Origin of the sequence: Streptomyces marincola, assembly GCF_020410765.1 — a bacterium.
Classification (GTDB): domain Bacteria; phylum Actinomycetota; class Actinomycetes; order Streptomycetales; family Streptomycetaceae; genus Streptomyces; species Streptomyces marincola.
The window spans coordinates 2874080-2898138 of sequence record NZ_CP084541.1; the positions used below are offsets into that span (position 1 = coordinate 2874080).

The 24059-nt window shown below is 74.3% G+C and carries 19 protein-coding genes; 10 read left to right on the top strand and 9 right to left on the bottom strand.

From position 1 onward, the window contains the following. Nucleotides 1-72 precede the first annotated feature (72 nt). Nucleotides 73-897, top strand: a complete 825-nt coding sequence (locus tag LC193_RS12185; protein ID WP_226073978.1) for an ABC transporter ATP-binding protein — start codon at nucleotides 73-75, stop codon at nucleotides 895-897. Continuing rightward, nucleotides 894-2573 carry a transporter gene (locus tag LC193_RS12190; RefSeq protein WP_404819400.1) on the top strand — a complete coding sequence of 560 codons (1680 nt, stop codon included), beginning with the start codon at nucleotides 894-896 and terminating at the stop codon, nucleotides 2571-2573. The genes LC193_RS12185 and LC193_RS12190 overlap by 4 nt, the downstream gene beginning before the upstream one ends. Nucleotides 2574-2621: 48 nt before the next feature. On the opposite strand, the gene LC193_RS12195 is transcribed toward LC193_RS12190, so the two are convergent. From LC193_RS12195 to LC193_RS12210, 4 genes are all read right to left on the bottom strand, one after another. Further along, nucleotides 2622-3491, bottom strand: a complete 870-nt coding sequence (locus tag LC193_RS12195; protein WP_226073980.1) for a hypothetical protein — start codon at nucleotides 3489-3491, stop codon at nucleotides 2622-2624. A gap of 181 nt (nucleotides 3492-3672) precedes the next feature. Continuing rightward, nucleotides 3673-5244 carry a PH domain-containing protein gene (locus LC193_RS12200; RefSeq protein ID WP_404819401.1) on the bottom strand — a complete coding sequence of 524 codons (1572 nt, stop codon included), beginning with the start codon at nucleotides 5242-5244 and terminating at the stop codon, nucleotides 3673-3675. Nucleotides 5245-5419: 175 nt separating this feature from the next. Further along, complete coding sequence (locus LC193_RS12205) at nucleotides 5420-6256, bottom strand: hypothetical protein (RefSeq protein WP_226073981.1); 837 nt, start codon at nucleotides 6254-6256, stop codon at nucleotides 5420-5422. Nucleotides 6257-6681: 425 nt separating this feature from the next. Further along, nucleotides 6682-7374 (bottom strand): metal-dependent transcriptional regulator, encoded by a 693-nt coding sequence (locus LC193_RS12210; RefSeq protein ID WP_226073982.1) that lies wholly within the window; start codon nucleotides 7372-7374, stop codon nucleotides 6682-6684. Nucleotides 7375-7555: 181 nt separating this feature from the next. Between LC193_RS12210 and LC193_RS12215 the strand changes: the two genes are divergently transcribed. Next, on the top strand, nucleotides 7556-8311 hold the full coding sequence (locus tag LC193_RS12215) for an SIS domain-containing protein (protein ID WP_226073983.1): 756 nt from the start codon (nucleotides 7556-7558) through the stop codon (nucleotides 8309-8311). Between the two features lie 104 nt (nucleotides 8312-8415). On the opposite strand, the gene LC193_RS12220 is transcribed toward LC193_RS12215, so the two are convergent. Continuing rightward, nucleotides 8416-9804, bottom strand: a complete 1389-nt coding sequence (locus tag LC193_RS12220) for a PAS domain-containing protein (RefSeq protein WP_226073984.1) — start codon at nucleotides 9802-9804, stop codon at nucleotides 8416-8418. A 481-nt stretch (nucleotides 9805-10285) separates the two neighbouring features. Further along, the gene (pdxH, locus tag LC193_RS12225) at nucleotides 10286-10909 is read right to left on the bottom strand and encodes a pyridoxamine 5'-phosphate oxidase (RefSeq protein WP_226078564.1); all 624 of its coding nucleotides are present in this window, start codon (nucleotides 10907-10909) and stop codon (nucleotides 10286-10288) included. 251 nt (nucleotides 10910-11160) lie between these two features. Here pdxH and LC193_RS12230 point away from each other — a divergent pair, with 251 nt between their 5' ends. Further along, a complete protein-coding gene (locus LC193_RS12230) occupies nucleotides 11161-12258 on the top strand; it encodes a citrate synthase 2 (protein ID WP_226073985.1) in 1098 nt (365 codons plus the stop codon). Nucleotides 12259-12453: 195 nt separating this feature from the next. Here LC193_RS12230 and LC193_RS12235 read toward each other — a convergent pair whose 3' ends face one another. The 3 genes from LC193_RS12235 to LC193_RS12245 all read right to left on the bottom strand — a co-directional run bounded on the left by LC193_RS12235 (nucleotide 12454) and on the right by LC193_RS12245 (nucleotide 18363). After that, the gene (locus tag LC193_RS12235; protein ID WP_226073986.1) at nucleotides 12454-13992 is read right to left on the bottom strand and encodes a sodium:solute symporter family protein; all 1539 of its coding nucleotides are present in this window, start codon (nucleotides 13990-13992) and stop codon (nucleotides 12454-12456) included. 46 nt (nucleotides 13993-14038) lie between these two features. Further along, nucleotides 14039-15298: a glucarate dehydratase family protein gene (locus LC193_RS12240; protein WP_226073987.1), complete on the bottom strand. Its 1260-nt coding sequence runs from the start codon at nucleotides 15296-15298 to the stop codon at nucleotides 14039-14041. A 233-nt stretch (nucleotides 15299-15531) separates the two neighbouring features. Next, nucleotides 15532-18363, bottom strand: coding sequence for an FAD-binding and (Fe-S)-binding domain-containing protein (locus LC193_RS12245; protein WP_226073989.1), 2832 nt, complete (start codon nucleotides 18361-18363; stop codon nucleotides 15532-15534). Nucleotides 18364-18572: 209 nt separating this feature from the next. On the opposite strand from LC193_RS12245, the gene LC193_RS12250 reads away from it, so the two are divergent. The 6 genes from LC193_RS12250 to LC193_RS12275 are packed head-to-tail and all read left to right on the top strand — an operon-like array spanning nucleotide 18573 to nucleotide 24011. Then, complete coding sequence (locus LC193_RS12250; RefSeq protein ID WP_226073991.1) at nucleotides 18573-20138, top strand: ATP-binding protein; 1566 nt, start codon at nucleotides 18573-18575, stop codon at nucleotides 20136-20138. Continuing rightward, nucleotides 20135-20563: a roadblock/LC7 domain-containing protein gene (locus LC193_RS12255; RefSeq protein ID WP_226074004.1), complete on the top strand. Its 429-nt coding sequence runs from the start codon at nucleotides 20135-20137 to the stop codon at nucleotides 20561-20563. Before LC193_RS12250 ends, LC193_RS12255 begins: the two co-directional genes overlap by 4 nt. After that, nucleotides 20560-20922, top strand: coding sequence for a DUF742 domain-containing protein (locus LC193_RS12260; RefSeq protein ID WP_086159993.1), 363 nt, complete (start codon nucleotides 20560-20562; stop codon nucleotides 20920-20922). Before LC193_RS12255 ends, LC193_RS12260 begins: the two co-directional genes overlap by 4 nt. Continuing rightward, nucleotides 20903-21535 carry a GTP-binding protein gene (locus LC193_RS12265; protein WP_226074006.1) on the top strand — a complete coding sequence of 211 codons (633 nt, stop codon included), beginning with the start codon at nucleotides 20903-20905 and terminating at the stop codon, nucleotides 21533-21535. The genes LC193_RS12260 and LC193_RS12265 overlap by 20 nt, the downstream gene beginning before the upstream one ends. After that, nucleotides 21532-22794: a cytochrome P450 gene (locus LC193_RS12270; RefSeq protein WP_226074008.1), complete on the top strand. Its 1263-nt coding sequence runs from the start codon at nucleotides 21532-21534 to the stop codon at nucleotides 22792-22794. The genes LC193_RS12265 and LC193_RS12270 overlap by 4 nt, the downstream gene beginning before the upstream one ends. Further along, nucleotides 22791-24011 carry a cytochrome P450 family protein gene (locus LC193_RS12275; RefSeq protein WP_226074010.1) on the top strand — a complete coding sequence of 407 codons (1221 nt, stop codon included), beginning with the start codon at nucleotides 22791-22793 and terminating at the stop codon, nucleotides 24009-24011. Before LC193_RS12270 ends, LC193_RS12275 begins: the two co-directional genes overlap by 4 nt. Nucleotides 24012-24059 lie beyond the last annotated feature (48 nt).

The window sequence follows — 24059 nt, forward strand, 5'->3', positions numbered from 1 at the left end:
GCCGCGAGGCCCGCGGCGGCAGCACCGAGATGCACGCGAACCCCCCCGAACAGCCCCCTTAGGGTATGGGGCATGAAAGACCAACCTGAGCAGGACACGACAGCAGAAGCCGCCGTGGCGGAGGACACGGCCCGGGTCGCCGTTCGGGTACGGGGGTTGTGGAAGCGCTTCGGGGAGCAGGTCGCCGTGTCCGGCGTCGACCTCGACATCCCCGCGGGCCGTTTCATAGGTCTCGTCGGACCCAACGGCGCCGGGAAGACGACCACGTTGTCGATGATCACCGGGCTGCTGCGGCCCGACTCCGGCACCGTCGAGATCGCGGGCAAGGACGTGTGGCGCGACCCGGTGGCCGTCAAGGCCCGCATCGGGGTGCTGCCGGAGGGGCTGCGGCTGTTCGAACGGCTGTCGGGCCGGGAGCTGCTGACCTACCTCGGCCAGCTGCGCGGCCTGCCCGCCGACGAGGTCGACCGCCGCGCGAACCAGCTCCTCGACGTGCTCGACCTGTCCGGCGCGCAGCACAAGCTGGTGGTCGACTACTCGACGGGCATGCGGAAGAAGACCGGCCTCGCCGCGGCCCTGCTGCACAACCCGGAAGTCCTGTTCCTCGACGAGCCGTTCGAGGGCGTGGACCCCGTGTCGGCGCAGACCATCCGCGGCGTGCTTGAGCGGTACACGGCCTCGGGCGCCACGGTGGTGTTCTCCAGCCACGTGATGGAGCTGGTGGAGTCGCTGTGCGACTGGGTCGCGGTGATGGCCTCCGGGCGGGTCCGGGCGCACGGCCCGCTGGCGGAGGTGCGCGGGGACGCGGACTCGCTCCAGGACGCCTTCCTCGGCCTGGTGGGCGTGCGGGGCAACCCCGCGGGCAACCGCCTCGACTGGCTGGGCGGCGGCGCGTGAGCGGCGTCGCGGCACCCGAGGCCGACCGCTCCCCCGTCCTCGGCGGGCCCGCCGCGCCCGCGCCCGGCGAGGTTCCGCTCTCCGTCGTCACCGCGACGTTCGTGCGGCTGAAGCTGTCGCTGCTGCGCAACGGCGTGCGGCAGTCCAAGGGCCGCTCGGCCGCGTTCGTGGGGTCGATCGCGGTGGCCCTGCTGTTCGGCGCCCTCGGGCTGCTGACCATGGTCGCGCTGCGCGGGCACGAGGACGGGCCGGCCGCCGGCGTCGCGCTGGCCCTGACGATCGTGCTCGGCTGGGCGTTCCTGCCGCTGTTCATCGGCGGCGCCGACGAGACGCTCGACCCGTCCCGGCTGGTGATGCTGCCGCTGCGGCCCGGCCCGCTGCTCGTGGCGCAGGCGACCGCTGCCCTGGTCGGCACCGGGCCGCTGTTCACGCTGCTGCTGCTGACCGGGGCCGTGCTGCCGGGCGCGCACGGCGGCGCCGCCGCCGCGGTGGCCGTGGTCGCCGTGCCGCTGACGCTGGTGACCTGCACGACCCTCACGCGCACGCTCGCCACCGCCAACGCGGGCCTGCTGAGCAGCCGCAAGGGGCGCGACCTGGCCGTTCTCAGCGGGATCGTGGTGGCGTTCGGCCTCCAGGGCGTCAATCTCGCCTTCGCCTCGCTCGCCGACGAGGACGGCGAAGGGCTCGGTCCCGTGGCCGCGGTCGCCGACGTGGCCCGGTGGGTGCCGCCGCTCTCGGCGGTGGACGCGGTGCGGGCCGCGGGCGAGGGCTCGTGGGGCTTCGTCGCCTACGGGCTCGGCGGCACCGTTCTGGCGTGCCTGCTGCTCCTGCGGTGGTGGAGCCGCACGCTGACCCGGCTGATGACCGCGCCCGACTCCTCGACGCTCCAGCCGGCCCCGGAACGCGCGGCCGGGCGGACCGGCCCCGCGCGCGGCCCGGCAGCGTGGCTGCCCGGCGGCCGCACGGGAACGGTGATGCGCCGCACGCTGCTGTACGGATGGCGCGACCCGAAGACCAAGATGGGCTGGGCGATGTCGCTCGGCATGGGCCTGCTGCTCCCCGTGGTCTTCGCCGCGCAGGGGAACGGGTCGGTCTACAACGCCTGCTGGGTGGCCGCGCTGCTCGGACTGACGATGTACAACCAGTTCGGCCAGGACTACAGCGCCTTCTGGATGGTCGCCCAGACGATCGGGACCACCAGGGACGCCTACCTGGAGCTGCGGGGCCGCGCGCTGGCGATCGCCCTGATCGGGGTGCCGTTCACGTGCCTGGTCGTGACGGGTTCCGCGGCGGCGTTCGGGGCGTGGGACCAGCTGCCCGACGGGCTCGGCCTCGCGCTCGCGCTGCTCGGGGCGCTGCTCGCGGTGGGTGCGGTGACCAGCGCCCGTTATCCGTACTCCATCCCGCAGGACAACGCGATGAAGAACGTCGCGCCCGGCCAGGGCGCGCTCGCGTGGGGCAGCATCCTGGGCGGCATGCTCGCCGGCGGCGTGCTGTGCGCCCCGCTGATCGCGCTCACCGTGTGGGGGCGGACCTCGGAGGCCGGCTGGATCTGGGCGGTGCTGCCGCTCGGCGCCGGCTACGGGCTGCTGCTGGCGTGGGCGGGGCTGCGGATCGCGGCGCCGATGACCGTCGGGCGGCTGCCGGAGATCATGGCGGCGGTCAGCAAGTCCTGAGGCACGTGCGCGCCGCGGGCCCGGTGCCGGGCCCGCGGCGCGCACGCCTCACACGGCGAAGCCGCCGTCCCGGAAGTCGGACATGTCGAGGACCTGGTCGGCCGGCGGCTCCTCGAAGGGCACCGGCTCGTTCCAGCCGCTGAACGCGACCTCCATGGCCATGCCGTCGGTCCAGGTGCGCACGAGCAGCGGGTACGGCTCGCCCTCGGCGGCCACCAGGATCTCGGTGACCTCGTCGCCTTCACGCTCGGTGAGCGGGATGACCGGCACGCCGTCGTGGTCGGTGACCTCGTCGGCCGTGACGTTCGCCTCCGCGCTCCCGCCCGGGCCGGAGTCCTCCCACAACGTGTCGTAGTCGCAGACCTCGGCCATCTCGGCCGCCTCCGGGTCGCTGGTGTCGGCGAGCAGGTAACTGCCGTCGAGGAGACCGATCAGCGCCTGCTCGTCGGTGCCCGCGGTCAACTCCCAGAACTCGGTGTCCGGCTTCATCCAGACCGAGTCGTCGCGCATCAGCAACTCGACGGAGCCCATGCCGGGCATGGTGACGCTGCCCACGCAGGTACCGGCCCGGTCGAGGTGCAGGTCGAAGGAGAAGCCGGCGGCCGACATGCCCTCGGTCGTCGCCATGCGCAGCGATTCCGCCGTGAGCAGCGCCTCGTACGAGGCCACGGATATCTCCTCGGGCGACAGGTCGACCGTCGCGACGCCCTCGCGGCTCTCGCCGCCCTCGTCGTTCTCGCCGCCCTGCGCGGCATCGTCCCCGCCCGTGCCCGACGGGTCGGCCTCGCTTCCCTGGCCCTCGAAACCGCCGCTCGCGAACGGCGAGGGGCCGCTGCCCGCACAGCCCGCCGTGCCGAACGCGAGGCCCGCGGCCAGCGCCGCGGTGGCGGCGCGGTGTCTCGCTCTCGCCCTGTTCACCCTGTTCCAACTCCCCCCAGACGCCCCGAAAGGGCCCTCATCATCGCACGCGCGCACGAATGCCCGGCCGCCGGATGTGCCTGGTTCATGGCCGACGCGCGCCGCGCCTTCCCGCGTCGCTCACGACGCCACCGGACGACCTTCCATCATCCCATACGAATAAGGGAGTTGGCCCACCGCATCAGTCCGCCGCCGGGGTGCCCGCCGTCCGGCGCGCAGCGGTGAGCGCGTCGAGGACGCGGACCAGGTCGGCGGGGGCAGCCGCCAGGCGGACCGGCGTTCCCGCGTCGTCGAACTCCGCGACGTGCCAGCTCTTCGGCACGACACCGCCGTCACCGCCCCGGCCGCGCCGCACCGTTGTCAGGGTGAGCCGTTCCACCGGTATCCGTTTCGCCGCGAACCGGCCGGGGCCCGCGTGGGGCGTCACCGCGGGCCCCTCGCCGCCGAGGACGACGTGCGTGCCGAAGTGGTACGGGTTGTAGTCGGTCGCCTCAAGGAAACGGGCGGCGACGAACACGTCCTCCTCCCTTCCGTCCGCCCCGTCCCCGGCGGGTGCCGCGCCCCGCCGGGCGCCCGCGGCCTCCCCCGGCGCCCGCACGCGGGTGGCGCGCCAGGCCATGGCGAACAGGGCGAGCGAGGCCGACGAGCCCGCGGCCGTCCACGCGGCCGTCGCGGGCGAGCCGAGCTGGTCCATGGGGTGCAGGTAGCACAGCGGCAGCAGCCACAGCGCCGTGCCCACGAGGGCGCCCGCGAACGGCAGGGCCGAGGGGACCACCTCGTCGTCGGGCAGCCCGCGCGCGCGCAGCCGCAGCAGCAGGCGGGCGGCGGGCCAGCCGGCGGCCAGCGCGCAGGCCGCCGCGACGACGGCCACGTCGCCGGCGCCGGTGACGTGGTCGCGGAACGCGTGGCCATCGCCCACGACGCCGCGCACCTCGCCGCGCCACAGGGTCACCTCGACGCGGTCGCCCGGCTCGAACGCCCGCGCGGTCTCGTACGGAACGGTGACTTGCTCCACGGGCGCGCCGCCGGCGAAGTACAGCCGGTCGCCTCCCCGGGAACGGTCGGCCTCCGTCCGCTCGATCACGGCGCCGACGGTCGTCAGGCACTCCGCGCGCTCGGCGGCGGGCGTCTCCTCGGCGCACGGAACGGCCGAGCGCCACGCCCGCTCCTGGGACGCGGCGGCCGGCACGAACCACGCCGCGGTGCCCGCGCCCGCGAGCAGCAGGACACCCGCGACGATCCGCCAGGCCGGGCCGAATCCGGCGGTGCGGTGCGAGACGACGGGGAGGTGGTCGGACTCGGGGGCGCCGTGGCGGGAGTGCAGCGCGCGCAGCGCGGCAAGCCGCGCGTCGAAGTCCGGATCGGGCGTGATCCTGCTGCGCGGCTGCGGCAGCCGCCGCCTGCGCCCGCCGCGCAGCGCCGCGTCGACCCGGCGCCGGTCCTGCGTCTGCGGGGCCGGCGCCTCGTTCACGAACACCCGCAGGTCGGCGACCTCGTGCCACGGCACGCTCCAGCGGCGCAGCAGCGTCCGGGAGCGCAGGCCGTGCGCGTCGGCTTCGATCCTGGCGGTCGCCCAGTACAGCGCGAGCAGGCCGGTGAACGCGCACAGCAGGCCGGGGCCGAGCCACAGGTCGGGTCCCGCGAGGGCCAGGCGCGCCCCGGCGAGGCCGGTGCCGGCGGCGCCGAGTCCCGCGCAGGCCAGCAGCGTTCGCCGGAATCCGGCGCGGTGGGTCACGGCCGGCGGGCTGTTCACACGCGCGCTCCTGTCTGCTCAGGACGGGCGGCTCCGCTCATGTCCGGCGGCCCCGCTCACGCAACGGCGGCGCGCGGGAAACGCGCCGTGCGGCCCGGCCCCGGGGGTCCGGGGCCGGGCCGCACGGGCCGCGAGCCGGTGGCCCGCGGTGGCGGGCACGGTGGCGAAGGACGCCTCAGACGCCGATGTTGCCCTCGCGGAAGTCGGCGATGTTCAGCACCTGGTCGGCCGGCGGCTCCTCGAAGGGCACCGGCTCGTCGAAGTTGCTGAACTCGATCTCCATGCCCTCCGCCTCGCTGCGCAGCAGCACCGGGTAGGGCTCGCCCTCGGCGGCGACGTAGATCTCGGTGGCCTGGGCGCCGGTTCCCTCGGTCAGCGGGATGACGGGCACGCCGTTGTGGTCGGTGATCTCGCCCGCGGTCATGTTGTCCCCGGCGTCGCCGGGCGAACCCAGCTCCCCGGTGAACGCGTCGAGGTTGCAGGTACCGGCCATCTGGGCCAGCTCGGCGTCGCTGGTGCTGCCGTGCAGGTAGCTGCCGTCCACGAGGCTGATGACGGCCGGGTCGGCGGCACCGAGACCGGTCTGCCAGAACTCGGCGTCGGGCTTCATCCAGACCTGCTCACCCTGCATCAGCAGCTCGACGGAGCCCATGCCGGGCATGGTGACGCTGCCCACGCAGGTCCCCTCCCGGTCGAGCTGGAGGTCGATGCCCATGCCGAGCTCGGCCGGGTCGCCGACGGTCGCGATGCGCAGCGCCTCGGCTTCGATCAGGGCCTCGCCCGCCGCCTGTGCGATCTCCCCCGGCGGCAGGTCGGCCGTGGCGGAGCCCCCTTCGCCCTCGCTGTCCTCGCCGCCCTCGGCGTCGTCCCCGCCGCCCTCGGTGGTCTCGGTGCTCGTGTTGTCCTCGTTCTCGGACGACGCGTCGTCATCGCTGCCGCCACAGGCCGCGGTGACCGCCATCAGACCGGCGACGACCGCCAGGGTCGCGGCGCGGCGCTTTGCTCTTGCCATGGTTCAACTCCCCCTGGAGCCCTCCCTGGGCCCGTTCGGTGAATCGCAATCATCGCACGGATGCGCGAACGATCGGCCGTCGAATGTCCCGGTTCTGTCCCAGTCGAATCACATACATGTCATGATTCGAAACGCCACCGCCCGACGGCCGCACAGCGCGTGTTCCCGCTCCCACGGCGTGCATGCCACGCCGCCGGCCGAGCCTCGGCACCGGCCCCGTTGCCTAACGCGAATGCCCCTTTCGAGCGACAGGTGTTCGAGATTGCTCCCGCTTTCCCCGGGGGAATTTCCAGGCAAGGGAGGGGCCGCCCGGACGACTCGGGGTTCCGGAGCGGCACCGGGGCGGGTGGGGCCGGCCGTTGGCAGCGGCCGGCCACCCCGCCCGGGGAGTACAGCCGGACGGGGGCGCCCAGGCCCCCGCCGGCTCACGCCTTGTTGACGAAGACGTGCATCGCGACGTCGTGCGGCAGCTCGGCGGCCTCCCCACCGCTGGCGACCTGCACCGCGCCGGCCTCGCCCGCGTGCACGCTCACCGAGGCGCCCGGCTGCACCCCGGCCCGGCGCAGCGTCTGCATGACGGAGGCGTCCGTCTGGATCGGCTCGCCGATGCGCCGGATCACGACCGTCTTGCCGCCGTCCGCTTCCAGCTCGGCCAGCGCCACCATGCCCTCGCCGAGGAACGGATCGGCCTCCCCGGCCTCCCCGAGCTCGGCCAGGCCCGGGATCGGGTTGCCGTAGGGGGACTCCGTCGGGTGGTTCAGCAGTTCGAGCACGCGGCGCTCGACCGCCTCGCTCATCACGTGCTCCCAGCGGCACGCCTCCGCGTGCACGTGCTCCCATTCGAGGCCGATCACGTCGACGAGCAGGCACTCGGCGAGCCGGTGCTTGCGCATGACCCGCTGCGCCAGCCGGCGCCCCTCGTCGGTCAGCTCCAGGTGCCGGTCGCCCGCGATGGTCAGCAGGCCGTCCCGCTCCATGCGCGCCACCGTCTGGCTGACCGTCGGGCCGCTCTGCTCCAGCCGCTCCGCGATGCGGGCACGCATCGGGACCACGCCCTCCTCCTCCAGCTCCAGAATGGTGCGGAGATACATCTCGGTCGTGTCGATGAGTCCGGACATGAGTGCCCCTCGAAGTCTGTTGCGGTGGCCCTCCGCCAATTCTGACGTACCGGAGTGACAAGCGGCCCCCCGATGAGTGGCCGGCCGCACACGTATTGACACCCGACTGGTCCAGACCATTACGGTGACTCCTGCGGAACCGCATCCGCACCGCCACGGTCAGCAAGGGGACGCACTCCACATGAGCGACATCACGCTCGCCGAGCAGTTCTTCGACGCCGCGATCGACCTGCTGCGCCGTGCCCGCGAACGGCAGGCCGCGCGCATCGCGGAGGGGGCCGCGCTGCTGGCGGACACCATCACGGCCGGCGGGCGGCTGTTCGTCCACGGCGCCGGGCACTCCGCGCTCCCGGCGCAGGACCTGGTCTACCGGGCGGGCGGCCTCGCCGTGGTCAACCCGCTGCCCGTGCCGGGCACGACCGGCGTCGACACGATGCCGGCCACGCTCGGCAGCGCGCTCGAACGGGTCGGCGGCCTGGCCTCCGCCGTCCTCGACAGCAGCCCGGCCGCCGCGGGCGACCTGCTGGTCGTCATATCCCTGTCCGGGCGGAACGCGCTGCCCGTCGAGATGGCCGCGCACGCCAGGTCGCTCGGCCTCACCGTGATCGGTGTGACCTCCGTCGCCTACGCGGCCGAGACGGCCTCCCGCCACCCGTCGGGCACGTTCCTCGCCGACCACTGCGACCTGGTCATCGACAGCGGCGTCCCGGTCGGGGACGCGACGCTCACCGCCGCCGGCATCGGCGCGCCGTTCGCGCCCGCCTCGACCGTCGTGACCTGCGCGCTGCTCCAGGCCCTCGTCGCCGAGGCCGCGGGTCGCCTGGCGGCGGGCGGCACGGAACCGCCGCTGCTGCGCTCGGCGAACGTCGACGGCGGCACCGAGTGGAACGAGCGGGTCATCGCCGAGCACGCCGACCGCATCCTGTGGCACCGCTGACCCCGCGGGCACTGCTGCCCCGGGCGCGGGCACTGCTTGCCCCGAGCGCGGGCACCGCTGCCCCGGGCGCGTGCACGCGCGCTCCCTCCGCCCCCGCGGCCGGATCAGCTCCCCCCTGTCGCGCGGGCCAGGTCGACGCAGGCGGCCAGCCGCAGCGCGACGTCCTCGGCGAACGCGGTGTCCGCCCGGTCGAACGGGCGGCGCCCCCCGCCGCGCAGGAACGTCAGCGCGCCGAGCCCCCGGCCCCTGCTGCGCAGCGGTACGCACAGCGCGTGCTCGGTGCCCTCGGGCCAGCGCTGCTCCGCCGCCCACGCCGCGGCGTCCGAGGCGCCCGACATGCGCACCGGCACCCCGCGCTCGACCGCCTGGGGCGCCGGGTGGCCCGCGCCGTAGCGGACGGCGACCCCCTCGGGGCTGAGCGGGCACGCGTCCGCGTCCGGGCTCTGCGCGATCCGCACGAGCGCGGGCGCGCGCGCCGGATCGCGTTGCGGACCCACGACGTCGAGCAGCGCGTGCTCCGCGAACCCGGGCAGCGCGTAGTGCAGGTGGAGCCGCGCCGCCTCCATCGGGTCGGCGCACTCCGCGGCGGCCCGCGCCGCGCGGCCGAGCTGCCCGTCGCGGAACGCGCGCCGCGCGACCCGGCGCGCGGCGCGGCGGGTGCGGGTGACGTCCTGGAACACCCACGCGACGCCGAGCGGCGCCGCCTGCGCCGCCAGCGGTGAGCCGAGCCGCAGGAAACCGCCGAGCAGGCAGCGTTCCCCGCCCTCCGCGTCCCGCGGCACCGGCAGGCCGTACTCGTCCTCGCGGCAGTCGTCCTCCCGCAGCGTGAGCCACATCTCGACCGGCCCGTCCGGCGCCTGGCCCGCCAGGGTGTGTTCGAGTGCGCCCTCCAGCTCCTCGATGCCGGCGCCGATGAACTCGCCGAGCGGCTCGCCGAGCATGTCCACCGGGGTGGCGTCGAGGGAGCGGGCGGCGCGGTCGTTGGCCGCGACCGTGCGCAGGTCGGCGTCGACGACCAGCACGGCCCAGGCGGCGTCGGTGAGCAGGGCCTCGCTTAACGCCAGGTTGCGCTCCAGGTCGAGCTGCGCGTGCACCTCGCTGAACGCGCAGTAGGCCCCTGTGCCTCTGCCGTCGGGCCCGCGCACGGCCGTGACCTGCGCGCGCACCAGCACCCTGCCGCCGTCGCGCCGCAGCAGCGGGAACTCCTGCACCTGGCGCGGGCCCCCGTCCCCCGGCGCCCGCAGCACGCGCAGCAGCCGGTCGTTCACGTCGGCCGCGTCGGCGTCCCGCACCGCCCAGCCGCCGAGGCCCTTGCGGCCCACCGCCTGCTCGGCGGTCCAGCCCAGCAGGCGTTCGGCCTGCCGGTTCCAGTGGGTGATCCGGCCGCCGCCGTCCACGGCGAACAGCGCCGCGTCCATGCCGTCGAGCAGGGCCGCGAGCAGATGGTCGTCACCGACGTCGTGCGCGGACGTGATGTCGGAAGGAGTGGTCACCTGATACCCCCAGCACAGGAGAATGAGCGCCGGTCGCGTGCGCCGGACCATTCAACTGCATCGTGACGTCCGTCACATAGGGTTTCAGCGAATCTCGTCACCTCGCGGAAATTCGGTTGTGCCCCCCGCGCGGCAGCGCCTAACGTACGGGGTACACGAGAAGGGAGGTGGTTCGGCAGATGTATGACAACCGGACGCGTGAGGTGACTGCGGCCTAACGGTCGCCGTTTCCACGACACGTGGCGCGCCGGCACCGCCGGCCAATCCCAAGCAGTCACCCGATCCGCGGGCCGCCGGTATCGTCCGGCCGGCTCCCCGGCGGGCGCGCACCGCGCCCACCGGGGGCTCAGGCCCGCGGATCGTTTTTTTGTGCCCCGGCGCGCGGCAGAGCGCCCGCGCGCCCCCGCGCGCGGCGGGGCGGCTGTCCGGGCGCGAGGACCATTCCGGCCGCCCGCGCCCGGGCGCGCGAGCGAGCCCCCGCTCAGGGGCACAGCCGTTCGACGGTCCACCCGTCCCCCGCGCGCACGTAGCGCAGCCGGTCGTGCAGCCGGTTCTCGCGCCCCTGCCAGAACTCCACGGACCGCGGCTCGACCCGGTAGCCGCCCCACTGCGGCGGCGCGGGCACGTCCGAGCCCTCCGGGTAGCGTTCCGCCAGGTCGGCGTACAGGCGGTCGAGCTCCGCGCGCGAGGCCACCTTGGAGGACTGCTCGCTGGCCCACGCCCCGAGCTGGGACCCGTGCGGGCGGGTCCTGAAGTACGCCGCCGTCTCCGCCCGGCCGATGCGCTCCGCGCTGCCGAGCACGACGACCTGCCGGGCGATGCCGTGCCAGGGGAACAGCAGCGAGACGTGCGGGTTGCCGGCCAGGTCCCGACCCTTGCGCGAGCCGTGGTTGGTGAAGAAGACGAAACCGCGCCGGTCGAACTGCTTCAGCAGCACCGTGCGCGTGCTCGGCCTGGCCAGCTCGTCCACGGTGGCGAGCACCATCGCGTTCGGCTCGTGCAGGCCGCTGCCCGCCGCCTCGGCGAACCACCGCTCGAACTGCGCGAACGGGTCGGCCGCGAGGTCCTTCTCCTCCAGCCCCGCCGCACGGTACGCCGCCCGCATGGCGGCCGGGTCGAGCTGGGTCCGCGGCGCCCCCGCGGCGCCGGGGGTATCGGTCTTGTCGGCTCTCTCGGAGTTCTCGGCGTGGGACACGCGCCATATCTTGCAACACGCGCCCCCCGCGGGGAGGGTGCGGCGTACTTTCGCCCCGCGCTCTCCGGTCCGCGTACATCCGGAGTTAAGGTGACGGCCGGGTCGGCCGCCCGCCCGGGGGACCCGCGGGCGGCGGCGGTGAGCTGGAAGGAGTGCGCCACATGCCGGAGTTCGTGCCCGGTCTTGAGGGAGTCGTCGCGTTCGAGACGGAGATCGCGGAGCCGGACCGCGCGGGCGGCACGCTCCGCTACCGCGGCGTCGACATCGAGGACCTGGTGGGGCGGGTGCCGTTCGGGCAGGTGTGGGGCCTGCTGGTGGACGGCGCGTTCGAGCCGGGGCTGCCGCCGGCCGAGCCGTTCCCCATCCCGGTGCGCTCCGGCGACGTGCGGGTGGACGTGCAGGCCGCGCTCGCGCTGCTCTCCCCGGCCTGGGGCCTGCGCCCGCTGCTCGACATCGACGCGGAACAGGCCAGGGACGACCTGGCGCGGGCCGCCGTGATGGCGCTGAGCTTCGTCGCGCAGTCCGCGCGCGGCGCCGGGCAGCCGATGGTGCCGCAGCGGGAGATCGACAAGGCCGAGGGCATCACGGAACGCTTCCTGCGCCGCTGGCGCGGCGAGCCGGACCCGCGGCACGTCGCCGCGCTCGACGCGTACTGGATCTCCGCGGCGGAGCACGGCATGAACGCCTCCACGTTCACCGCCCGCACCATCGCCTCCACCGGCGCCGACGTCGCCGCCGCGCTGTCGGGCGCGGTCGGCGCGATGTCCGGGCCGCTGCACGGCGGCGCGCCCTCCCGGGTGCTCGGCATGATCGAGGAGATCGAGCGCGAGGGCGACGCGGAGGGGTGGGTGCGGCGCAGGCTCGACGCGGGCGAGCGCCTGATGGGCTTCGGGCACCGCGTCTACCGCGCCGAGGACCCGCGGGCGCGGGTGCTGCGCCGGACGGCGCGCGAGCTGGGCGCGCCGCGGTTCGAGGTGGCCGAGGCGCTGGAACGGGCCGCGCTCGCCGAGCTGCGCGCGCGCCGCCCGGACCGGGTGCTCGCCACGAACGTGGAGTTCTGGGCCGCGATCGTGCTGGACTTCGCCGAGGTGCCGGCGCACATGTTCACGGCGATGTTCACGTGCGCGCGGACGGCCGGGTGGTCGGCGCACATCCTGGAGGAGAAGCGCACCGGCCGTCTGATCCGGCCCTCCGCGCGCTACACGGGCCCGGCGGCGCGCACCCCGCGCGAGGTGCCGGGCTTCGGCGCCGACGCGTAGGCGGGCGCGGACCGGCGGACCGGCGCGCCGCCCGGCGCGCCACCACGCGGGCGGGCGCGGCATCGTGCGCCGGCGCGGACGGCCAACGGCGCGCCGGCCGTTTCCCGTACGCCGTTCCCCCGCGCCCCGCGCGGGGGAACGGGCCCGCCGCCCGGGCGGGGGGCGGCGGACCCGTTCGGTGGGGGGTGGCGCGGATCAGGTCGCGGACACCTTGCGGTTGCCGGCCGGCGGCTGCTTGCGGCCGGTCGCGGACTGCCCGGTGTCGTCGTCCGGGTCGGTGTTGAGGGAGTCGAGGAGCGCGTCGCGTTCGCCGTTGCCCTCGGGCTTGATCAGGCCGAGTCCGATGTAGAGGACCAGCGAGGTCAGCAGCGGCAGGCCGACGATGGCGGCCTGGGTGGAGTCGTCCAGGATGTAGCGGACGATGTACCACACGATCAGGCCGCCGGCCCACGACGTGATGGCGGCCGTGGGCCCGTTGCGGCGGAACCAGGGCAGCAGGCCCAGCATGAGCGGGATCGAGATCGGCCCCATGGTGGCGGCCACGAGTTCGACCACGGTGTCGAGGACGAATCCCTCCCCGCCGGTGGCGATGGCGATCGTCATGCTGAGGGTGACGAAGGAGACCGTGGTGATCCGGGCGAACGTCAGCTGGGCCGCCTCGGACAGCCGCCGGACCTTCGGCACGAGCACGGGGGCGATGTCGCGGGTGATGACGGCGGTGATGACGTTGGAGTCGGACGCGACCATGGCCATCGTGTGCGAGAAGAACCCGGCGAGCATCAGGCCGATGAGGCCGGCGGGCAGCAGCTCCTTGGAGAGCGCGATGTAGGACTCCTCGCCGTTGCCGAGGCCGGGCACGATCAGCGGCGCGGCGATCATCGGCAGGAAGAGGATCAGCGGCCAGACCAGCCACAGGGCGCTGGACAGCAGCGCGGAGCGGCGGGCGGCGGAGCCGGACGGGGACGCCATGTAGCGCTGCGCCAGGTTCCACATGCCGCCGTTGTACTCGAAGGTCTTCACGAAGAGGAACGCGATGATCAGCCAGGTGGTGACCGAGCCCGCGACGGGGTCGCCGCGGCCGTCGGGCAGGTCGCCCCACATCGAGAACGGGAAGTCGGCGCCGAGTTCCGCCATGACGGCGATCAGCATGGCCACCCCGGCGACGGCCTGGATGACGAACTGCCCCATGTCGGTGAGGACGTCGGCCCACAGCCCGCCCACCGTCATGTAGGCCATGGTGGCGATGCCGGTGAAGATGATGCCCCACTCCAGGGGGATGTCCGCGAACCCCTGGAGGAGCACGGATATCGCGACCCACTTGGCGGCGATGTCGACGACCTTCAGGGCGGCGCCGCTGTAGGCGAGCACCTGCTGGGTCGGCAGGTTGTAGCGGCGGGCGAGGTATTCGAGCGGGGACTTCACGTCGTGCTTGGCCCGCAGCCGGTTCCAGCGGGCGGCGAACAGGAACGCGCCGATGCCGACGCCGATGCCGATGGTCAGCGGCCACCAGAAGTAGACGGTGATGCCGTCGTTGTAGGCGACGGCGGCGAAGGCGACGAACATCACCGCGCTGTAGCCGGACATGTGGTGCGAGATGCCGGACAGCCACCAGGGGATGCGGCCCCTGGCGGTGAAGAAGTCGGCGACGCTGTGGACGCGCCTCTTCGACCACCAGCCGATGGCGACCACGACGAAGAAGTAGCCAGCGACCACGATCCAGTCCAACGCGGACATCGCGGCTCCTAAGAGGGAGGGAAGGGGACGGGGGTGACCGGGGGGATTACCAGTGCGCGCGTTTCGGCTGGAACTCCGGGTCGAAGCGGCGCATGTACGCGGTGTCGTCGCGGCGCCTGACGGTGATCCGGCGGTACTGCTCGTGCATGGCGGCGAGGGCGTCGCGGTCGAGTTCGATCCCGAGCCCCGGGCCGTCCGGGAGCGGCACGGCCCCGCCGGTGAAGCGGAGCGCGCCGGGTGCCACGACGTCCTGCCCGTCCTGCCAGGGGGTGTGGGTGTCGCAGGCGTGGGTGAGGTTGGGCGTGGCGGCGGCGAGGTGGGTCATGGCGGCGAGGCTGATGCCGAGGTGGCTGTTGGAGTGCATGGACAGTTCGAGCCCGAACGTGTCGCACAGCGCGGCCACTTGGGCGGAACGCAGCAGCCCGCCCCAGTAGTGGTGGTCAAGGAGCAGGACGCCGATGGCGCCGCGCGCGATGGCCGGCGGCAGGTGGTCGTGGGTGACGACGCACATGTTGGTGGCCAGCTTCATGGGGACCTGGGCGGCGACCTCGGCCATGCCGTCGATGCCGGGCGCCGGGTCCTCCAGGTATTCGAGCACTCCGTCGAGCGAAGCACCGACGCCCGCCGAAGTGGCGGGCGTCCAGGCGGCGTTGGGGTCGATGCGCAACGGCAGTCCGGGGAACGCGTCGTGCAGCGCGCGCACGGCCTCCGTCTCCTGCTCGGGGGCGAAGACGCCGCCCTTGAGCTTGATGGAGGTGAAGCCGTACTCCTCGATGAGCAGCCTGGCCTGGGCGACGATGCCCTCGGGGTCGAGCGCGGCCCCGAACCTGTCCTCGTCGGCGCCGGGGTGTCCGGCCCACTTGTAGAAGAGGTAGGCGCTGTAGGGCACGGCGTCGCGGACCGGGCCGCCGAGCAGGTCGGCGACGCGCAGCCCCGCGGCCTTTCCCCTGATGTCGAGGCAGGCGACCTCGAACGGGGAGAAGACGGCGTCGACGGTCTTCTGGTGCGATCCCGCACCGGTGAGTCCGTGCTGGTCGGTGAAGACGTCCGCGCCGATGGCCGCGGCGACGCGGGCGTGCAGTGCGTGGTGGGCGTGGACGGGAAGGCCGGTCAGCGCGCGGGCGGCGGCGCGCACCCGGTCGAGGTGCGACAGGTCGCCGTAGGTCTCGCCGAGGCCGGTGACGCCCTCGTCGGTGACGACTTCGACGACGGTCCGCAGGGCCCACGGCTCGTGGACACCGGACGCGTTGAGCAGCGGCGGGTCTTTGAAGGCGACGGGAGTGACATGTATTTCGTGTATGCGCATGGCCCAGCCGATTCACATATACGAACGAAAGCCATTCTCTTGAACGGACTTCGCCACCATAGGAGGGGGGCATGGCAGCGTCAAGAGTGTGAACACGGGCCGGGTTCAGATGCCTGAATGATGTTCCGGCGGCGCGACCGGGCCGCGCCGCGCCGCCGGGCCGGGGCGGCCGGCCGGGGCGCGCGTTCGGGCGGGGCCGAGGCCCCACGTTCGGGCCGGGCCGGGCCGCGCGCTCAGGCGGGCCCGGGCAGCGCCTCGGCGATCACCTCCGCGAGGTGGCGGGCGCGGTGGCCGCCGAGCTGCTGGAGCTGCGTGCGGCAGGAGTAGCCGTCCGCGAGCAGCACCGCGTCCGGGGCCGCGGCCCGCACGGCGGGCAGCAGCTGCTCCTCGGCGCAGGCCACGGAGACCTCCCAGTGGCCCTTCTCGAAGCCGAAGTTGCCCGCGAGACCGCAGCACCCGGTGGACAACTGGCCGGTGAGACCGACCCGTTCGCGCAAGCGCCGGTCGGCCGCGTCGCCGAGCACGGCGTGCTGGTGGCAGTGCGTCTGCCCGGCGACGCTGCGGTCAAGGCGCGGCGGCCGCCAGTCGGGCGCGCCCTCGTTCAGGGTCTCGGCGAACGTCCGCACGCGCCCGGCGAGCGCGTGCGCGCGCGGGTCGTCCGGCAGCAGCTCCGGCAGGTCGGTGCGCAGCGCGGCGGCGCACGGCGGTTCGAGGACGGTGACCGGCGTTCCCCCGGGCAGCTCGGCGTTCAGCCCGTCGAACGTGTCGAGCGTGCGGCGCAGCACCGCTCGGGCCTGGTCGAGCTGGCCGGTCGAGACGTACGTCAGGCCGCAGCACACAGGGCCGCGCGGCACGGCGGGGCGCAGCCCTGCCGCCGTGAGCACGGCCGCGGCGGCGCTCCCCGCCTCGGGCGCGAGGTGGTTGGTGAAGGTGTCGGGGAACAGCACGACGGGCCGCCCGCCGCCCGCGGCGGCCCCGCCCCCGGCCCGCCGCCACTCGCGGGTGAACGGCCGGCGCGGCAGCCGCGGCAGGGCGCGTTCCGGCGCGATGCCGCCGGCCCGTTTGGCCAGGGCGGCCAGCGGCGGGACGCGGCCCGCCAGGTTGACGGCCGGGGCGAGCCGCAGCGCGGCGGCCAGGCTCAGCCACCGCGGCAGGCGGCCCATCGCGTAGTGGGCGGCGGGGCGGCGCCGGCCCGCGTAGTGGTGGTGCAGGAACTCGGCCTTGTAGGTGGCCATGTCGACGCCCACCGGGCAGTCGCTGCGGCAGCCCTTGCAGGACAGGCACAGGTCGAGCGCGTCGCGCACCTCGGTCGAGCGCCATCCTTCGGTGATCACCTCGCCGGCCAGCATCTCGTGCAGCAGGCGGGCCCGGCCGCGCGTGGAGTGCCGCTCCTCGCCCGTGGCGCGGAACGAGGGGCACATGACGTGCGTGGCCACACTGCTCTCGCGGCACTTGGCGACGCCGACGCAGCGGCGCACGGCCGCGGAGAAGTCGCCGCCGTCGTGCGGGTAGGCGAACGCGACGGGCACGGGCGCGGCGGGCAGCGGGGTGAAGCGCAGGTTCTCGTCGAGGCGGGCCGGGTGGGCGAGCACGCCGGGGTTCAGGGCACGGTCGGGGTCCCAGAGGTCCTTGAACGTGCCGAAGAGGCCCACGAGTTCGTCGCCGTACATGCGGGGCAGCAGCTCGGCGCGGGCCAGTCCGTCGCCGTGCTCACCCGACAGCGAGCCGCCGTGGGCGGCGACCAGGTCGGCCAGTTCGGTGCCGAACTCCCGGAACGCGGCGACGCCCCGGGGGCTCAGCAGGTCGAAGTCGACGCGGATGTGCACGCACCCGTCGCCGAAGTGGCCGTAGGGGGCGCCGCGCAGGCCGTGGTCGGCGAGCAGGCCGCGGAACTCCCTCAGGTACGCGCCCAGTCGGGCCGGCGGCACGGCGCAGTCCTCCCAACCCGGCCACGCCTCCCCGCCGTCGGGCATGCGGGTGGCGTGCCCCGAGGCGTCCTCGCGGACGCGCCACAGCGCGCGCTGGTCGAGCGGGTCGACGAGCACGGCGTGCCCGGTCGTGCCGCCGGCGGCGGCCCGGCACAGCGCGCGGGCGTTCGCCTCGGCCTCCGCGGTGTGGCCGCCGCCCATCTCGACGAACAGCCACGCGCCGCCGTCCGGCAGCGCGGCGCGCGCCGCGTCGCCGACGAGGTCGGCCGCCATGCCCTCGACGGTCAGCGGGCCGTGGGCGAGCAGCCCGGGCGCCGCCTCGGCCGCGGCGGACTCGTCGGCGTAGCCGAGGACGGCCAGCGCGCGGGCGGCCGGCGCGGCCACGAGGCGGACGGTGGCCTCGGTGAGCACGCCGAGGGTGCCCTCGCTGCCGGTGAACGCGCGGGCCCAGTCCCGGCCCTTCTCGGGCAGCAGCTCGTCGAGCGCGTAGCCGGAGATGCGCCGCGGCAGGTCGGGGAACCCGGTGCGCAGCAGCGCGAGATGACCGGACACCAGCTCGTCCACGGCCCCGCGCAGCTGCCGGGAGACGCCCCGGCCGCCGCGGTCGAGGCGCGCGCGCTCGCCGCGGTAGGTGAGGACGTCGAGGGAGCGGACGTTGTCGGCCGTGGTGCCCCACGCGACGGAGTGGGAGCCGCAGGAGTTGTTGCCGATCATGCCGCCCAGCGTGCAGCGGCTGTGGGTCGAGGGGTCGGGTCCGAACGTCAGGCCGTGCGGCGCGGCTGCCGCGCGCAGCGCGTCGCACACGACGCCCGGCTGCACCACGGCCGAGCGCGCCTCGGGGTCGAGGGAGAGCACCCGGTTCATGTGCCGCGTGAAGTCGAGCACCACGCCGGTGCCCGTGGCCTGCCCCGCGATGCTGGTGCCGCCGCCCCTGGCCACGACGGGCACCTGGTGCGCGCGGCACACGGCGAGCGCGGCTGCCACGTCGTCGGCGTCGCGCGGGGCGACCACGCCGACCGGGACCCGCCGGTAGTTGGAGGCGTCCATGGTGGTCAGCGCCCGGGCCGCGGCGTCGAACTCCACGTCGCCGCGCACGGCGGCACGCAGCGCCGCCGCCAGTTCGGTCACGTTCTCCATGCCTGACAGCGTGCACCGTGCGGCAGAGCGGCGCCATGCGGCGGCGCCGGGCCCTCTGGTGATCGATCATGTCCAGGAATGCGCGAAACTATTAACGATCAAGTGTTTCTAGTCATCACACTCTTTGCTTCCCGTATCCATAACGCACCTATAGTGTTGCCGAATTGACAGGTACCGCCCGACCAACCGCGCAAGAGGTTCCCCGGCTCATGACGGAGCGTCCCCCCCTGCGGCAGTCGCTGCTCGCCCTTCTCATCTCCCTGATCGTCTCAGGAAGCGGCTGGCTGGGGGCGGTCTACGCCGCGCCCGAGTCCTTCCGCGACACGACCGCCTGGGGTGCGGGCGCCGCCGCGCTGGTGCTGTCGGCCGCGGTGGCCACCGCGGCGCACGCCCGCGCCACGGTACGGCGACTTCGCGCCACGGAAGCCCGGCGGGCCGAACGCGCCCGGCACTTCGCCGAGGAGACCGTGCCCGCCCTCGTCGCGCGGCTGCGTGACGGCGCGTCGGCCGACAGCGCGCTCGCCGCGACCGAGCGGCCCGAGGACGAGACGCTGCGCCGCGTCCTGCACACCGTGGCCGTCGAGGTCGGCCGCGGCGAGGCCGGTACGGCCGCCGCGCTGGCCGCGAGTGCCAACGCGGCGGGCCGGATGCAGGCCCTCGCCACCAGCATGCTCGCGGACCTGCGCGAGATGGAGCACCGGCACAGCGACGAGGACGTGCTCGGCGACCTGCTGCACCTGGACCACCGCACCGCGCAGGCCGGCCGGCTCGCCGACAGCATCGCGGTCCTCACCGGCGCGCGCTCCGGGCGGCGCTGGGCCAAGCCGATCGTCATGGAGAGCATCCTGCGCGGGGCGATGGGCCGCATCAGCGGCTACCGCCGCGTGCGGCTGCACGCGGCGGTCGACGTGGCCGTCGCCGGCCACGCGGCCGAGGGCGTGATGCACGCCCTGGCCGAACTCCTCGACAACGCGGCGAACTTCTCACCCCCCACCGCCGAAGTCCACGTGTACGCCGAGGAGGTGCCGGCCGGACTCATCCTCACCGTCGAGGACAGCGGCCTGGTGATGAGCGACGTGGCCCTGCGCCGCGCCGAACGCGCCGTCTCCGGCGACCGGCCGCTGGACCTCACCACCCTGTCCGGCACCCGCCTGGGACTCGCCGTCGTCGGCTGCCTGGCGCGCAAGCACGGCCTGACCGTCTCGTTCCGCCCCTCGGCCCGCGGCGGCACCGGCGCGCTGATGATGATCCCGCAGGAACTCCTCAGCCGGCCGCGCGCCACCGCCGCCCCCGCCGACGTGCCCGGTCTCGCCCCGGCCGCCGAGGTGCTGCCTGCCGACGGGGTCGCGGACGGGGCGGGCCGCGCGGCCGCGACCGCCCGCGCGGAGCGGCCGGCCGCGGCCGGCCGGGAGGCCGCCGAGCCGACCGGGCCCGAGCCCGCCGAGCCCGCGCGCGAGCCCCTCCCGGCCGCCGGCGCGGGCGCCGGCGCGCCGCGCGCCACCGCCGAGCACTCCCCCGCCGCCCCCGGTTCCAGCGACACCGTCGAGGTCGAGTACGGCACGAGCGGCCTGCCCAAGCGCCGCCGGGGCCGCACGCTGGCCGCCCACCCACAGAGCACGCAACGCACGCCGCGGCCGACGTCGTCCGCGGGTCACTCACCGGCAGAATCCGCCGCCCGATTCGGCGCGTTCCGACGCGCCGTCCGGGGCCAGGGCGACACACCCCCCACGCCGCCCGCCGCCTCGGCTTCCCAACCGGAGGACGAAAACCCATGACCGCACCCAACTCGGGAGCACCGCTCAACTGGCTGCTGGAGAGCCTGTTGTCGCGCACACCGGGCGCCCGGCACGCGCTCGTCCTCTCCCGCGACGGGCTCAAGCTGTGCCGCACCCCGGAACTCTCCGAGGACCAGGCCGACCAGCTGGCCGCGATCTCGGCGGGCATCCAGAGCCTGTCGCACGGCGCATCCATGGAGTTCGGCGACGGCACGGGCGGCGTCCGCCAGTCGATGACCGAGTTCTACGGCGGCATCCTGTTCATCGTGGAGGCGGGCGACGGCGCCCACCTGGCGATCGTGGCCGACGACAGCGCGGACGTCGGCCTCATCGGCCACAACATGAACGAGCTCGTCGAACAGCTCGGCGAGCACCTGAGCGCCCCACCGCGTTCCGACACGGCCGAGGGCGGCGGCCCGGCATGAGCCGCCCGGGCAGGAACGACGATCCCGACCGGCTGTACACCCTGACCGGTGGCCGCAGCCGGGCGGAGACGAACGCCTTCGACCTGGTCACGCTCGTGGTGAGCGAATGCGCGCCGACGCCCGGCATGCAGTCGGAGCACGCCCGCATCCTCCGCCTGTGCGAGCACCCCACGGCCGTCGTGGAGGTCGCGGCCCACCTCGGCCTCCCGGTCTCCATCACGAAGATCCTGCTCGACGACCTGCTCGCCCTCGGCCGGATCACCGCGCGCCACCCCCGCACCGGCACCGGCACGAGTGCGGCCCAACTGCCCGACACCGATCTCCTTGAGCAGGTACTCGTTGGACTCCGCAACCTCTGACCGCCAGGCCGCCGGCGCCCCGCTCGGCGACGCCACGGACAACGGCCTGAAGATCGTGATCGTCGGCGGCTTCGGCGTCGGCAAGACCACCATGGTCCGCTCCGTCAGCGACATCAGGCCGCTGAACACCGAAGAGGTCATGACGCAGGCGAGCCAGGGGATCGACGACCCCTCCGCCGTGCGCGGCAAGACCTCGACCACGGTGGCGTTCGACTTCGGCCGCATCAGCCTCAACGAGCAGACGGTGCTCTACCTGTTCGGCGCGCCCGGCCAGGAACGCTTCTGGTTCCTGTGGGACCGCCTGTTCACCGGGACCCTCGGCGCGGTCGTCCTCGTCGACACCAGGCGGCTGGCCGACTCCTGGTACGCCATCGACCGCCTGGAGCACCACGGAACGCCGTTCATCGTGGCCCGCAACGACTTCGGCGGGCCGCCGCACACCGCCGAGCAGGTCCGCGAGGCGCTCGACCTGCCGGAGACGGTGCCGCTCATCGACTGCGACGCCAGGTCGAGGGAGTCGAGCAAGCACGTCCTGATCACGCTCGTCGAGCACCTGCACGCGCTCTCCACCGCCAACGCCCCCGAGCCAGCCCGGAAGATCGCCACCCCGTGACCACCACACAGCACACGCAGCACCCGCAGCCACCCGCCCCGCGGCCGGACGCGGTGCCGCTGAGCGGCCCGAGGTTCCACACCGACCCCGCCGAGCTGTACCGCGAGATGCGGCAGCGGCACGGCTCCGTCGTCCCCGTCGTGCTGCCGGGCGACATCCCCGCCTGGCTCGTGGTCGGCTACCGCGAGCTGCACCACGTCACCGGCGACACCAACCTGTTCACCCGGGACATGGGCCTGTGGAACCAGTGGCCGGTCATCCCCGCCGACTGGCCGCTGCTGCCGATGGTCAACCGCCGCCAGCCCTCGATCTACTACACCGTCGGCGCCGAGCACCAGCGGCACGTCGAGCTGGTCGCCCCCGCGCTCGAAGCGGTCGACCCGTTCGAACTGCGGCGCCACGCCGAGCAGATCGCCGACGCGCTGATCGACGCGTTCTGCGGCCAGGGCGAGGCCGAGCTGATCGGCGACTACGCGAAGCTGCTGCCCATCCTCGTCCTCGGCCGCGTCATCGGGTTCCCCGACGCCGAGGGCCCCGAACTCGCCCAGGCCATCAACGCGCTCGCCGACGGCGGCGAGGACGCCATCGCCAGCCACGCCTACCTCACCGCGGCCATGCGGCGGCTCCTGGCCGCCAAGCGCGCCACGCCGGGCGCCGACGTCGCCTCCCGCATGCTCGGGCACCCCGAGCCGTTCACCGACGAGGAATACGTCCTCGACCTCCAGGCGATCGTCGCCGCGGGACACCTCCCGACCTCGGACTGGATCGGCAACTCGCTGCGCCTGATGCTCACCGACGACCGGTTCGCCGCCTCGCTCTCCGGCGGCCGGCACAGCGTCGGCGAGGCCATGAACGAGGTGCTGTGGGAGGACACGCCCACCCAGATCCTCGCCGGGCGCTGGGTCGCCCGCGACACCCAGCTCGGCGGGCAGCGCCTCCAGGCAGGCGACATGCTGCTGCTCGGCCTCCAGGGCGCGCACGGCGACCCGCAGGTCCGGCACCCCGGGCATGTCGACGCGGGCGGCAACAACGCCCACTTCTCCTTCTCGCACGGCGAGTTCCGCTGCCCGTTCCCCGCCCAGGAGATCGCCGAGGCGATCGCCAGGACCGGCATCGAGGTGCTGCTCGACCGGCTGCCCGACGTGGACCTCTCCGTTCCGCAGGACGAACTCACCCGCCGGCCGTCCCCGTTCCTGCGCGGCATGACCGCGCTGCCGGTCCGGTTCACCCCGACTCCCGCCGTTGGAGGCCAGAGATGACCTGCCCCGTCGTCACCCTCGACCCGCTCGTGCGCGACCCGCGGAGCGAGACCCGCGCGCTGCGCGCGATCACGCCCCTGGCCCGCATCGAACTCCCCGGGAACGTCGTCGTGTGGACCGTCACCCGGCACGCGGAGGCCAGGAAGCTGCTGACCGACCCCAGGCTGGTGAAGGACATCGACCAGTGGGACCTGTGGCAGCGGGGCGAGGTGACGCGGCAGTGGCCGCTCATCGGCATGATCGACGCCGGCCGCAGCATGTTCACCGTGGACGGGCCCGAGCACCGCAGGCTGCGGGCCAAGACGGCCCAGGCCATCACCGCGCGCCGGGTCACGGAACTGACCCCCTACATCGAGCGGCAGACGCACCACCTCCTCGACGGGGTCGCCGCCCTGGGCGCGGACGGCGCCGTCGTGGACCTGAAGGCGGCCTTCGCGCTGCCGCTGCCGATGGCCGTCGTCAGCGAGCTGATGGGCGTGGACCACGCGGAGCACCCGCGCCTGCACCGGCTGTACAAGGCGTTCTTCAGCATGCTGACGCCCCAGGAGGAACGCCTGGCCGTCATCGACGAGCTGCACGAGTTCTTCACGGCCATGGTCGCGGCCAAGAAGGCCGCCCCGGGCGACGACCTCACCAGCGCGCTGATCCTCGCCGACGAGGGCGGCGAGCCGCTGACCGACGAGGAGGTCATCGGCAACCTCAAGGCCATGGTCGCGGCGGGCCACGAGACGACGATCAGCCTCATCACGCACGCCGTGCGGGCCCTGCTGAACCACCCGGAGCAGCTCGCCCTCGTCCGCGGGGGCGAGGTGCCGTGGGAGACGGTGGTCGAGGAGACGCTGCGCTGGAACACTCCCGCCTCCCACCTGCTGATGCGGTTCGCCACCGAGGACATCGACGTCGAGGGAACGGTGATCGCCAAGGGCGAGGGCGTGGTCGTCTCCTACAGCGCCATCGGCTGGGACGAGGCGCAGCACGGCCCGACCGCCGACCGCTTCGACATCACCAGGCCGGCCCCGATCCGCCACATCAGCTTCGGCCACGGGCCGCACATCTGCCCGGGGGCGTCGCTCTCCCGGCTGGAGGCCCGCGTCGCGCTGCCCGCGCTGTTCGAGCGCTTCCCCGGTCTGGCGCTGGCCGTGCCGGACGAGGAGTTGCGCAATATGCCCATCGTCACCCAGAACGACCTGGCCGAACTGCCCGTCCGGCTCGGCTGACGGTATCCGGTGTCCACGTCACGAGCCGGATGTGCGGTTTCGGCGTCC